This is a genomic window from Imperialibacter sp. EC-SDR9 (genome assembly GCF_902498805.1).
In the GTDB taxonomy this organism is placed as follows: Bacteria; Bacteroidota; Bacteroidia; order Cytophagales; family Cyclobacteriaceae; genus Imperialibacter.
Map to the genome: position 1 here is coordinate 54021 of NZ_LR701603.1, position 13076 is coordinate 67096.

The window sequence follows — 13076 nt, forward strand, 5'->3', positions numbered from 1 at the left end:
ATGAACAGACCCCCTAAATATCCCCTCCGCTTCCTCCGCTGGTTTTGCCGGGAAGATTATCTCGACGAGATAGAAGGAGACCTCATTGAGCTTTTTGAAAAGCGGGCGGAAAAGTCGCCAACAAAGGCCAAAAGGAGATTTGTATGGGATGTACTGAAGTCGTTCAGACCTGTCAATTTTAAAACTTTCAAAATAAATAACTGGGCCATGAGCACACTCCGAAATTATACCACCGTCTATTTCCGGCGGTTCAGGAAGGAGACCACGCACTATCTCGTCAATATTCTGGGTCTCGCACTTGGGTTCATGGTGTTCTTTTTTGTACTGATGTACGTTTACGACGAACGAACCATTGATACCTACCACAGCAAAAGCGACCGCATTTACCGTGTCTTGTGCAAGCGAACCGACCCCGGAGGAGAAGTGCAGCACCTCAGCGTCACTTCCAACATGCTTTCAGAAGGGCTGAAAAATGACTTTCCCGCCATTGAGGAAACAGCCCGTATGATCAATCTCGGATCTTCAGGTTTTACCTACAACAATACGCAGTTCAATGATCGCAACTATGCAATGGCTACCAGCAGCATTTTCAAAATACTTGACTTTAAAATACTGGCCGGTGACCCACTCCGTCAATTTAGCGGGCCAATGGCGCTCGCACTTAATCAAACCACCGCAAAAAAGCTGTTTGGCGATGAAGATCCCATTGGAAAAGTAATTGATGCCTGGGCTGAAAACGTAGAAGTAATAGCCGTTTACGAAGATATTCCAGGGTATTCCACTTATCAGTTTAACGCCCTCTACGTTACCAAATTCGATCAATTCAGACAGATTGACGAGGAATTTCACGACTGGATGAATTCGTATGAAAGCCGTGGCATGACTACCTGGGTGCTCTTAAAGGAAAATGCAAGCCCGGAATCTATTATGGCGGGGAAAACAAAGTCATGGACAAGTACTTCAAAAAGGAGTCGCAGCCGATGCAGGATTTTTACTTTCAGCCAATAAGTGACATACACCTGAACTCAGGCCACCTGTCGTACTGGGGAGATGAGGTGCCGCAGACGATCCCCTATTCCAACCGCCAGTTTGTTGCCATCGCCTTTTTGGTGGGGTTGTTTGTTATCGTAATAGCCGGGCTCAACTACATCAATCTTTCGTCGGTGCAGGCGCTGAAGAGAACGCTGGAAGCGGGTATCCGAAAAGTAAATGGGGCATCGGTGGGTCAGCTTAGGTTGCAGCTGTTCCTGGAGACGTTCATTACGCTGGTACTCTCCTACGGCATCTCAATTCTGCTTGTGCTGCTGCTCTATTCACAATTTGCCGAAGTTGCCGGCAAGAATGTCCCGGTCGACAGGTTTTTCCTGGCTGAGCTGTTGTATTACCACGTTGCCGTTTTTCTGATCATCTGGTTACTCTCGTCGCTCATACCGGCACTTTACTACTCCCGACTGAACAGGTCGCTTGTTCTTAAGAAAAATGCTTTTTCGGGCAAAGGAGATGTACTGCGCAAAACGTTTGTGGTAGTACAGTACGGAATCTCGCTTTGTCTCATCATCGGCTCAATCGTGTTGTACAGGCAGCTGTCTTTCGTGCAGAAGAAAGATCTTGGATTCAAAAACGAAAACCTGCTGACGCTGGATATCAATAGCGGTGCCGCCAGGGACCACTTCAAAAGTATGGTAAACGACCTGCTGGAGAATTCAAATGTCGTCAATGCAAGCGCATCGTCACGGGTGCCCGGCGAGTGGAAAACCCTGCCCTCGGTCGATATTTCTCTTTCGCAAAATGAAAACCCTTTGGGAGCATCTCACTATGCTGCCGACGATCGCTGGCTGGACACTTACAATATGACACTGGCTGCTGGCCAAAATTTCAGCGGACTGGCCGACTCAGACACACTCAAGGTGATCCTGAATGAAACGGCTGTACGGATGATGGGACTTGAAGATCCTGTTGGGCAGTCAGTTTGGGTGAAGGAAGACACCCTTTCAAAGATGCAGGTCATTGGAGTGGTGAAAGACTTTCATATCGAATCGCTTCACAAACAGGTTGGCCCGGTTGTCATCACAAGCTGGAACAACCCGGTGCGGGGTATCGATTATTTCACAGTCAAATTCAGTAGCAATGTTTCGGAGGTTATAAGCCATATCGAAGCCGTTCAGCAGAAGTATGATCCGGAGACGCCCGCAGAGATTAACTTCCTCGACGAGAGGTGGGAGCGATATTATCTGGCCGACCAGACCAGAAGTTCCCTGATACTGATAGCAACTGTTATTTCTATTCTCATCTCGGCGTTCGGGTTGTTTGGGCTCGTCAATTTCACTGCGGAGCGCAAAACAAAAGAGATTGGGATACGAAAAGTTCTTGGAGCTTCTGAGCTCAATATCATGCGGATTGTGCTGAAGGATTATGTGGTACTTTTTCTGATCGCCTTCGTGCTGGCTGCTCCGCTGGCATGGTTGGTGTTAAGTCGCTGGCTGTCCGATTTTGCGTATAGAATAGATATGTCTATCGGCGTTTTTGCATTTGCATTTACGGTAGTGCTGCTTGTGTCGTTCACTACAGTCATTTCAAGAGTTTACCGGTTGGCAAAATCAAACCCCATTGACTCAGTCAGGTACGAATAATGTGTCTTTCACCCCCCAAATACCCCCTTCGCTTCCTCCGCTGGTTTTGCCGGGAAGACTACCTCGATGAGATAGAAGGAGACCTTATTGAGCTTTTCGAAAAACGAGTGGAGAAGTCGCCGGGAAAAGCAAAGCGGAGATTTGTGTGGGATGTGGTGAAGTCGTTTCGCTGGAGAAATATCAGATCATTTAGTAGAAGTCAAAACTCAAATTATACTGCGATGTTAAAACACACCATTATTCTGTCTTTCCGAAGCTTTAGAAAGTACAAAACCACATTTCTTATCAACCTTGCCGGGCTTACCTCGGGTTTGACCTGCGTTCTGCTCATTTATCTTTGGGTGAACCACGAACTGAGAGTCGATAAGTTTTACAAACATGCAGATCGCCTTTATCAGGTTTTCGAAAACAGGGAGCAATCGTACGGAATATGGACGGCGGAAACCAATTCGGGGCCCATGGCTGCCGACATGCAGACAGATTTTCCGGAGGTTGAATACGTAACGGGAGCGGCTTCAAGAGGCAAAGCCACGCTGACGATAGGGGAGAAAAATATCAAGAGTGATTACATATATGCGGGAAAGGATTTTTTCAACGTCTTTTCTGTCACGCTGCTTGAAGGTCAGGCTGATCATGTGTTGGCAGATAAAAGCTCCATAGTAATATCGGCCGATATGGCCGAAAGATTGTTCGGCGACGCCAGCAATGTTGCCGGTAAAACTGTTCGCTTCGAGCACGAACGGGATTTTGTGGTGTCTGGTGTTTTCGAAACAGCACCGCCCACGTCCTCGTTTCAGCATGATATTATCATTTCTATTGATCTGATAAAAGACCAGTACGCTCCTGTCTGGAACTACAACAACACATTTGTGAAGACTTATATGCTCCTTAAGCCAGGAACTGACGCAGATGAATTCAATAAGAAGCTCGAAGGGTATATCGCCAGCAAGGTCAAGGGAGAAACCAATCGAACCGCATTTGTGGCACTGTATCCGGACTATTACCTGCACGGAAAGTATGAGAATGGACAGATGGTGGGAGGGCGAATCACCTATGTAAAGCTATTTTCCATCATCGCTGGCTTTATTCTGCTTATCGCCTGCATCAATTTCACCAATCTAAGCACCGCCAGAGCATCCCGAAGGATGAAAGAGGTGGGCATTAAAAAAGCGATGGGATCGGGTCGTACGGCACTGATTTATCAATACCTGGGCGAGTCGATTTTGGTTGCCGTTATTTCTCTGATGCTTGCATTGCTGACGGCCTATCTCTTTTTACCTCAGTTCAATGTCGTCACAGGCAAACAACTGGCCATCGATTTTGACTTGAAAATGATCGCCGGGGCATTACTCATTGCCGTTGTTACAGGCTTTTTGGCTGGCAGCTACCCGGCTTTTTACCTATCCGGATTTAGTTCGTCGACGGTGCTGAAGGGGCAGCTGCATCGCTCGATTGGTGAACTATGGGCACGGAGGGGGTTGGTCATCTTTCAGTTTGCGATTACCATAGTGCTCATCACCTCTGTGCTGGTGGTGTACAAACAAATGGACATGCTTCAATCAAAAGACCTGGGCTACAACAAAGACCAGGTGCTCATCTTCCCAAGGGAAGGAAAGCTTGAAAGTATTTCGACGACGACTACCTTCCTGGCTGAAGTAAAAAACATACCCGGCGTTATCAATGGTTCCAGCACTGACCACGACATGACGGGCCATAACAGTGGAACTTCAGGGATTTACTGGGAAGGAAAAGATCCGAACGATAGGTCTGAGTTTGAAAACCTGTCTGTCAATTATGACCTGATGGAAACGCTTGGAATAGAGCTCAGGGAAGGCCGTACTTTCGACAGGACTTTTGGTGCCGACAGCTCCAAAATTATTTTCAATGAAACCGCCATCCGCTACATGGGCCTTGAAAACCCCCTGGGAAAGACCATCAAGCTTTGGGGTGAAGACCGGCAGATAATTGGCGTGGTAAAAGATTTTCATTTCGAATCTCTTCACTCAGCAATAAAGCCCGTTTTCTTTATACTGACAGGCGAGGAAGGCGAAAGCTTTATGGTCAAAATTGCGGCGGGCAGGGAAAAGGAAGTAGTAGGCAAACTCGCCGAGCTTCACACCAGCTTCAACCCCGGTTTCCCATTTGAGCCCCGGTTCCTTGATCAGGACTATCAGGGGCAGTATCAGGCAGAAAAAAGGGTGAGTACTTTGTCCGGGTATTTCGCCAGCCTGGCCATCATCATTTCATGTATGGGCTTGTTTGGGCTTGCAGCGTTTGCGGCCGAGCGAAGGCTGAAGGAGATCGGGATCAGGAGAATATTGGGCTCCAGTATCGGGCAGATTGTCTACATGCTCTCTGCCAGCTTTAGCAAGATGATTTTGGTGGCGATCGTTATCGCCATTCCTTTCAGCTACTACATAGCCAGTAGCTGGCTGGCGGGTTTCGCATATCGAATTGACCTGGAGTGGTGGTATTTTGGCGTGTCGGGAATATTGGCGCTGGCTATTGCCTGGGCCATCGTGGGCTGGCAAACTTTCAAAGTGGCGTCGATAAACCCAACAAAATGCCTGCGGGATGAATAAGCAACTCAATTATCCGTAAGTTTTTCAAAGCCGTGTCGTCACGGCTTTTTTTGTGGCATTTTAGTAAAATGTGATTGGGAGGGTAGCCCGGCCTCATCTTGAATGAACTTGAACAGCCTTTGAACGCTAAAACCTACGATCTTTTCATTAATTGATACCAATAGGTTCAAAACAAAAACTCAAATGAAAATGAAAAACCAAAGAAACACAGCCGAAGCCAGCCACGGATACTGGAAAATTGTGCTCACCATTGCAATGGCAATCTTTTCGCTCAACCATTTAATGAGCCAGTCAGCCAAACACACCATCCTCGTGGATGTGGCTCATGGGCAAAAATTCTACAACAACCCCAACAAGATGAACCCTTCGGCCGGGAGCGATGCGCCCAGGGTAGAGTACCTTATTGGGGAGTTAAGTAAAAACGCTGGAAGCCTTGGCACTCAGGTGGGATTCTTAAACGGAGCAATCACTCCGGCGCAGCTTGCGAAATGTGACCTGTTGTTTATTCACATCCCGTCCAGCACTTACAGCAATGAAGAAGTAAAAGCGATTACCGACTATGTTTCAAAAGGAGGCTCATTGTTTCTGGTAATGGAAGAAGACTATTGGTCAACACTCAGGCAAACCAATACAAATGACCTGATCCGGCCATTTGGCATTCAGTTTGGCGAAAACAGTACAGACTCATTGTCAGGCGGCTTTACCAAACCTACTCCGGTTATTAAGAACCCTTTAAAGGTCACCTACCACGGCGGTCGTGTGGTGAAGGGAGGCACGCCCTTTTGCTTCAACAGCCAAACAAAAGAGCCTTTCGGGGTCTTCACTACGCTGAAAAGCGGCGGAAAAGTAATAGCGATGGGCGATGGCATGACGCCGCTTTACATGACCAGTTGGAATGGAGTGGACGACTACCAGTGCAGTGAATTTATGGGCGGAGTGCTGGGGTGGTTGTTGGAGTGACTATAGGCCGTATTGCAGAACAAAATTAAGCGGATCAACAACCGGCAATTCAGAAGCAAAGAAATCGGTGCTGTTGGTGGTGATAAGAACGTCACAGAAGCCACTTCTGGCGCACGCATGCTGAAGTCCATCTTCATAGTCAGGAAATAGCTCCACTTTTTGTTGCAAAAGCATTTCTGGGTCGAATGGAGTCAATTGAAGTACGCTTAAATAGGCAAAAGCACGCTGGGCGGCAGCTTTAGGGTTGTTGATCTTCTTGTCAACGAAGTAGAGCAGTTGATAAAAAGTAATTAGGCTGATATAGCCCTCCCAGCGTTGTTTTTCGATTTCCGAAAAAATGAAATCTATGGCTTTCTGCTGCCGTCTTTCTGCATCATTGAAGTGAAAGGCTATTAAGACATTGGCGTCAAGGAATAATCTCTTCATTATTTCATGGATGATTTGCCCACTCTATTCCTTCGTTGTTGGAGGTGGCGTTCAATTTCCTTTGCATTGGGTCTTTGACCAGGTTGTTTCAAAGACTTAATTTCTTTGCTAAGCGTCACTTTTTTTTCATCAAATTGTATCAACGAATCAATATAAGTCTCAAACAATTGGCTAAGGCTGGTATTGTTCATTTTAGCGAAGGACTTGGCCCAGCTTATTTTGCTCTTATCACGAACGCTTAATGTTAACTTCTCCATACGTGTGAATTGTATTTTTATGTACATAAATATACGTATGCTCATTAAGCAAAGAAAGAATTGGGGGAAGATATTTTCCCCTAAAACTGCCACTTTTTGTCATGGCCGTTTTTGTTTTGAATTTTCTGGCGATTTTTTCTCATCCTCCTGCAACCTTTCATTTTTTGTCAGGTACTATAGACAAAGGTGAAACAAATCTAATGCCGCACGACCAAAGCGAGAACGAGACAATGCTGGCTCCTCCAAAGTGGATGACGAGATTTTTTACGTGGTTCTGCAACGATCACCTGGCTGACGCAGTGCTGGGCGACTTGCTCGAGCTGTACGAATGGCGGTGCGTAAAGCTGGGTAGACGTAGGGCCAACTGGTTTTTCCTTTGGAATGTGCTCCAGTTTCTTCAGCCTTTTGCTTTAAAGAAGTCAAATAGATCAATAAACTCAAATAATTATACCATGCTAAAACACTACTTCAAGGTTTCCTGGAGAAACCTGTTCAGAAACAAGGGTTACTCCATCATCAATATCTCCGGCTTGTCGGCCGGCATGGTGGTAGCCATGCTCATTGGTTTGTGGATTTGGGACGAACTTTCTTTTGATACCAACTTTGAAAACCGCTCCCGACTGGCTGAGGTGATGGCTCATCAGTCTGACGGAGACATATCCTACACAGGTACGACGGTGGCCATGGCACCAGGAATTGCCCTCAGAGAGCAATATGGCGACCACTTTGACGGTCTGTCGCTTGCTTCCAAAAACCAGAGCCATGTGCTCAGCTACGGCGATAAGCTACTGTCGGGTAGTGGCATGTGGGTGCAAAAAGATTTTCCTGAAATGTTCACGGTTAGGATGACAGAGGGCAGCCGCAATGTTTTGGCAGATCCTTCTACGTTGTTGATTTCATCCTCACTGGCGAAGGCGCTGTTTGGCGACGCCGACCCGATGGGCAAGACCATCTTGCTCGATGCAACAACTAATTTTGCGGTTGGCGGCGTTTATGAAGATTTCCCACACAATTCAACGCTCTACGGCACCAGGCTCCTGCTACCGTGGGAAAGCAAGCAGAACTGGATGAATTCGCCTGATGTTTTATCGAGCTGGACAAATCACTGCGGCCTGACTTATGTGCTGCTAAACGACCAGGCCAACCTTCCGCAAATCAATGAGCAAATTAAAGGATTGCCACAGCCCTTCATTACCGGATGGAAAGAGGAGCTGCTGATTTATCCACTGGCGAAGCTGCATTTGTACAATGGATCCATCGACGGACAAAGTGCCGGAGGTCGCATTCAATACGTTTGGCTGGTGGGGATTATCGGTGTGTTTGTGTTGTTGCTGGCCTGCATCAACTTCATGAACCTGTCTACAGCTCGCAGCGAGAAACGTGCGAAGGAAGTAGGCATTCGGAAAGCGATAGGCTCGGTACGGACGCAGCTGATCTGGCAATTCCTCAGCGAATCGCTTACCATCACCCTGTTCGCCTTTGTTTTGGCTGTTGCTATTACCTGGCTTGCCCTGCCATTCTTTAACACGCTTGCCGATAAGCAAATAGTTATTCCCTGGGGGAGCTCGGCCTTCTGGTTGGTGTCGCTCAGCTTCGTGGTCTTCACAGGCGTGGTATCTGGCAGCTATCCTGCCTTCTACCTTTCGAGCTTTCAGCCGGTGAAAGTACTGAAGGGTGTGATGAGAGGAGGTCGGTTTGCTTCGCTTCCCCGCCAGGTGCTGGTAGTCATTCAGTTTACAGTTTCGGTGGCACTCATCGTCGGCACAGTCATCATCTATCAGCAGATACAGTATGGCAAAAGCCGACCCGTTGGATACAGCCGCAACGGACTTGTATCGGTTAGCATGAACACAACCGATCAACCAGGGCTATTTGCTGCGCTGAAAAACGAGTTGTTACAGACAGGTGCTGTCGAGCAGGTAGCCCGGTCGTCGCAGTCGGCTGCTCACTTTAGAAATAACAATAGCCTGGACTGGAGAGGAAAAAATGTGGAGTCAGAAGTATTCTTCAGGAATGTGAACATATCTCCGGATTTTGGAAAAACTATCGGCTGGAGCATTGTGGAGGGCAGAGACCTTTCCAATGAGCTGGCTTCCGATTCGTCTGCCGCTTTACTGAATGAGGAATCCGTCAGGATCATGGGTTTTGACGATCCCGTGGGTGAAGTCATCACGTTTTGGGGCAAGAAATACAACGTAGTTGGGGTAGTGAAGGACATGCTCACGCAGTCACCTTACGACCCTATGCAACCGGCAGTTTTTCTGGGCGACGGCTGGCAGGGATTGATCACGATGCGGCTGAACCCCGACATGCCGCTGAGGGATGCGCTGGCAACCATTGAGCCTGTGTTTAAAGAATACAACCCTACTGCTCCTTTCGAGTTCAGTTTTGTAGACGAAGAATTCAACAAAAAATTTGCCGATGAGGAGCGGGTAGGAAGCCTGGCAGCTTTCTTTGCCATCCTGGCTATTTTTATCTCCTGTCTTGGGCTGTTCGGGCTGGCTTCTTACGTGGCGGAACAGCGTTCGAAGGAGATTAGCATCCGCAAAGTGTTGGGTGCTTCGGTGGCAACACTGTGGAAAATGCTTTCCCGAGACTTTGTTATTCTTGTCACCATCTCCTGCTTCATCGCCATGCCGTTAGCTTACTTCTTTATGAGCGACTGGCTGCAAAACTACCAGTACCATACGGCTATCACCTGGTACATTTTCGCACTATCGGCACTGGGGGCTTTTGCCATCACCTTGCTCACGGTAAGTTTTCAGGCGATCAGGGCTGCGGTAGCTAATCCTGTGAAGTCTTTGAGGGCTGAATGATGCCTCGGAATAGAGACTTTTTAACATGCATTGAAAAATAAATTTTATTACTACTGAAACCTTTTACCTCGATGCAGGTACTTTAGGCAAAGGTGAAACAAATAGACAAATGAAGGGAACATACCTGGGTGAATTTGAAGAGCTTGTATTGCTAACTGTCGGCATTCTGCACGACGATGCCTATGGCCTGGCCATTGTGGATGAGCTGGAAAAGCAAACAGGCCGCAATGTGATGATCAGCTCGGCGCACAAAGCGCTGGTGAGGCTGGAAGACAAAGGCTACCTCAAATCCAAAATGGGGGGAGCCACCGAAAGCCGGGGAGGCAGAGAAAAAAGGCTGTATGAGTTGACTCATGCCGGGGCAAAAGTGCTGGAGCAGTCCAAAGAACTGCGCAATTCCATGTGGAGCCAGGTGCCCAAAATAGTATGGGAAGGAAGCAACCTATGAAGTCCCCGATGCCCCAGAATGCAGGGCCGCCCAAATGGGCCATCCGGTTTTTTCGCCGGTATTGCAACGACCACCTCAGCGATGCAGTGCTGGGCGATTTGGAGGAACTCTACGAGCGCAGATTGATTAAAGCTGGCAAAAGGAAGGCGGACTGGCTTTTTGTCTGGAATGTCATTCAGTTTCTTCAGCCATTTGCATTAAAACAAAAAAAGAAAAAGTCACAAAACTCAAATAACGCAGCCATGTTTAAAAACTATCTGAAAGTCGCCTGGAGGAGTATGACCAGGCAAAAGATGTACACCTCCATCAAAATTGGAGGATTTGCATTGGGGATAGCAGCTTGTATCCTCATCACACTCTTTATTAAGCAGGAGCTTAGTTACGATAAGTTCTATAAAGATGGCGGGAACATTTACAGGGTATACAACGAATTTAAGGAGGAAGGAGAAACCAATAAATGGACATCCTTTCCCGCACCCACGGCGGGCATCTTCAAGGCTGAATTCCCTGAGGTGGTTAAGTCCGGCCGCCTGATCCCCTATGCCGGCTGGTGGTATGCTGGAAGCAATTTGTTTCGCAGGGCAGACCAGCGCCAAAATACATACGAAGAAGGCTTTGTTTACGCTGACCAGAGCCTGCTTGAGATACTCCAGGTTCCGATGGTGTACGGTCAAACGGAAAATGCGCTGGCCGACCCCTATTCTATCGTCATCTCCCAAACCGTTGCCGGCAAATACTTTCCCGGCGAAGACCCGGTAGGCAAGGCGATCATTTTGAATGATGATGAAAAAACGCCCTACAAAGTGGGCGGCGTCATGAGAGACTTCCCCAACAACACACACCTGCAGTTTGATTTCTTAATCACCCTGACCGGGGTAGAGTTTTGGGAAGGAGAGCAAACCAGCTGGTGTTGCTGGAACTACAATATCTATTTTGAACTACAGCCCGGCACTGATCCAAAGGAGCTGGAGACCAAGCTTTTGGCTGTAAGAGATACACACTATGTGGGGCATCTTGAGAGAACAGGTGATCAATCTGTAGGGGAGGTAAAAAAGAACCACTTCTTCAGGCTTCAGCCTGTGGCTGACGTCTACCTCTATTCCGACGGCATACACGCTATGGTGGAGCAGGGTGATATCAGGTTTGTCTGGCTTTTTGGAGGAGTTGCCTTCTTCGTTCTTCTGCTGGCCTGCATCAACTTTATCAACCTGTCTACTGCAAAATCGGCAAATAGGGCGAAAGAGGTGGGCATGCGAAAGGTCGTGGGCTCATTCAGAATCCATCTGGTCAGGCAGTTTCTTACCGAGTCGGTTCTTTACAGCGGGGTGTCGTTTGTTGCCGGTATTTTGCTCGCATGGATAGGCATGCCGTTTTTTAATCAGCTGGCCGACAAATCCCTCACCATGCCCTGGGGCGAGTGGTGGTTTATTCCGACGCTCGCAGGAGCTGCCATACTTGTTGGTGTGCTTGCCGGCTTATATCCGGCCTTTTACTTATCCGGCTTTAGACCAATAGATGTTTTGAAGGGCAGCCTGAGCAGAGGAAGCAGGAGCTCAAAGATGCGGGGCGTAATGGTGATATTCCAGTTCACCACATCCATTGTGTTGATCATTGGCACCTTTATCATCTACCGCCAAATGCAATACATTCTGAACAAGAAAATAGGTTTCGATAAGGAGCAGGTGGTGTTGATTCAGGGGGCCAATACGTTGGGTGATAAAATCAAAACGCTGAAGACCGAACTGACGAATATTTCTGGTGTTCAAAATGCTGCCATCAGTGGGTATCTGCCTATTTCTGGCACCAAGCGGGATGGTAATCAATTTTGGAAAGAAGGTAAATCCAAGGAAGACAAGGCCGTGGGCGCTCAACGCTGGTATGTAGACAGCGACTATATCGGAACCCTTGGAATGAAGCTGGTAGACGGCCGGAATTTCATGCCGGGAATGGCAGCAGATTCGTCTTCTATCATTGTCAACCAGGCATTTGTAAAAGAGTTTGGCTTTGAGAACCCAGTTGGGGAAAGGATACAAAACTGGCGGCCTTATACCATCATTGGCGTGGTAGAGGACTTCCATTTTGAGTCACTCAAAGGAAAAATTGAACCTTTAACGATGGTGTATGGAGAATGGGGGGATGTCATTTCCGTCAAGGTAGGCTCATCCAACATGAAGGAGGTAATGGTGTCTATCAAAAGCGTTTGGGATGAATTTGCACCCAACCAGCCGATGAGGTATTCGTTTCTGGATGAAAGCTATGCCCGCATGTATGAGGACGTGCAAACAATGGGCCGGGTCTTTACCACTTTTGCTGTGCTCGCCATCATTGTTGCCTGTCTCGGGCTCTTTGCCTTGTCCGCCTACATGGTGGAGCAACGTGGCAAAGAGATCAGTATCCGGATCGTGCTGGGAGCCTCCGGCAGGGTTATCTTCAGCCTGCTGACATTCAACTTCATCAAGCTAGTCCTCATCTCTCTTTTGCTGGCCATGCCGCTGGGCTGGTACCTGATGAAAAGCTGGCTGGACGACTACACCTACCGCACCGACATCACCTGGGAAGTCTTCGCCATTTCTGGACTGATGGCATTGGGTATTGCGGTGCTAACTATCAGCTTTGAGTCGATCAAGGCATCAAGAATGAACCCTATCAAGAGTCTGAGATCAGAATAGCATGAATGATAGACTAATAAATGGGTAAGGAAAAAGCTCCGGAAATTCTGGAGCTTTTTTTGTGCTGAAATGTCTCAGGTTGATTATCAGGAAAGGAAGATATTTTTTGGCATCAGACAGTTTGTTTTCGAATAGGTGATAATTAACCTACTTTACTCATAACCTGAGTTCGATTAATAAAACGTTGAAATATTGGGGAGGAAAAATAGATAAAACCAGTGCGCTTGTTTATATTTAAGTATCTGACATTCAAAGATATACAAGCAAAGCACATGGTTCTATCTGACA

The 13076-nt window shown here is 47.5% G+C and carries 9 protein-coding genes; 7 read left to right on the forward strand and 2 right to left on the reverse strand.

Annotated features, from left to right (window positions below; genetic code table 11):
* From GC130_RS22050 to GC130_RS22065, 4 genes are all read left to right on the forward strand, one after another.
* Complete coding sequence (locus GC130_RS22050; RefSeq protein WP_152000527.1) at positions 1-1008, forward strand: ABC transporter permease; 1008 nt, start codon at positions 1-3, stop codon at positions 1006-1008.
* Positions 948-2630, forward strand: coding sequence for an FtsX-like permease family protein (locus GC130_RS22055; protein ID WP_152000528.1), 1683 nt, complete (start codon positions 948-950; stop codon positions 2628-2630). Before GC130_RS22050 ends, GC130_RS22055 begins: the two co-directional genes overlap by 61 nt.
* A complete protein-coding gene (locus GC130_RS22060) occupies positions 2630-5212 on the forward strand; it encodes an ABC transporter permease (RefSeq protein WP_226940573.1) in 2583 nt (860 codons plus the stop codon). Before GC130_RS22055 ends, GC130_RS22060 begins: the two co-directional genes overlap by 1 nt.
* 189 nt (positions 5213-5401) lie before the next feature.
* A complete protein-coding gene (locus tag GC130_RS22065) occupies positions 5402-6172 on the forward strand; it encodes a hypothetical protein (protein WP_152000529.1) in 771 nt (256 codons plus the stop codon).
* Here the strand turns inward: GC130_RS22065 and GC130_RS22070 are convergent, their stop codons facing one another.
* Together GC130_RS22070 and GC130_RS22075 are read right to left on the reverse strand one after the other, a co-directional pair.
* Positions 6173-6598, reverse strand: a complete 426-nt coding sequence (locus GC130_RS22070) for a PIN domain-containing protein (RefSeq protein ID WP_152000530.1) — start codon at positions 6596-6598, stop codon at positions 6173-6175.
* A complete protein-coding gene (locus GC130_RS22075; RefSeq protein WP_152000531.1) occupies positions 6598-6855 on the reverse strand; it encodes a DUF6364 family protein in 258 nt (85 codons plus the stop codon). Before GC130_RS22075 ends, GC130_RS22070 begins: the two co-directional genes overlap by 1 nt.
* A 164-nt stretch (positions 6856-7019) precedes the next feature.
* Here GC130_RS22075 and GC130_RS22080 point away from each other — a divergent pair, with 164 nt between their 5' ends.
* The 3 genes from GC130_RS22080 (at position 7020) to GC130_RS22090 (ending at position 12788) form a co-directional block, all read left to right on the forward strand.
* Positions 7020-9671 (forward strand): ABC transporter permease, encoded by a 2652-nt coding sequence (locus GC130_RS22080; protein WP_226940574.1) that lies wholly within the window; start codon positions 7020-7022, stop codon positions 9669-9671.
* A 109-nt stretch (positions 9672-9780) separates the two neighbouring features.
* Positions 9781-10119, forward strand: coding sequence for a PadR family transcriptional regulator (locus GC130_RS22085; RefSeq protein ID WP_152000532.1), 339 nt, complete (start codon positions 9781-9783; stop codon positions 10117-10119).
* Positions 10116-12788, forward strand: coding sequence for an ABC transporter permease (locus tag GC130_RS22090; RefSeq protein ID WP_201568500.1), 2673 nt, complete (start codon positions 10116-10118; stop codon positions 12786-12788). Before GC130_RS22085 ends, GC130_RS22090 begins: the two co-directional genes overlap by 4 nt.
* Positions 12789-13076: the final 288 nt, after the last annotated feature.

Excerpts from the sequence above, each read along its gene's own strand:
- GC130_RS22065 (WP_152000529.1), top strand. The coding sequence starts at position 5,402 with ATGAAAAACCAAAGAAACACAGCCGAAGCCAGCCACGGATACTGGAAA.
- GC130_RS22050 (WP_152000527.1), top strand. The coding sequence starts at position 1 with ATGAACAGACCCCCTAAATATCCCCTCCGCTTCCTCCGCTGGTTTTGC.
- GC130_RS22090 (WP_201568500.1), top strand. The coding sequence starts at position 10,116 with ATGAAGTCCCCGATGCCCCAGAATGCAGGGCCGCCCAAATGGGCCATC.
- GC130_RS22060 (WP_226940573.1), top strand. The coding sequence starts at position 2,630 with ATGTGTCTTTCACCCCCCAAATACCCCCTTCGCTTCCTCCGCTGGTTT.
- GC130_RS22085 (WP_152000532.1), top strand. The coding sequence starts at position 9,781 with ATGAAGGGAACATACCTGGGTGAATTTGAAGAGCTTGTATTGCTAACT.
- GC130_RS22055 (WP_152000528.1), top strand. The coding sequence starts at position 948 with ATGGACAAGTACTTCAAAAAGGAGTCGCAGCCGATGCAGGATTTTTAC.
- GC130_RS22075 (WP_152000531.1), bottom strand. The coding sequence starts at position 6,855 with ATGGAGAAGTTAACATTAAGCGTTCGTGATAAGAGCAAAATAAGCTGG.
- GC130_RS22070 (WP_152000530.1), bottom strand. The coding sequence starts at position 6,598 with ATGAAGAGATTATTCCTTGACGCCAATGTCTTAATAGCCTTTCACTTC.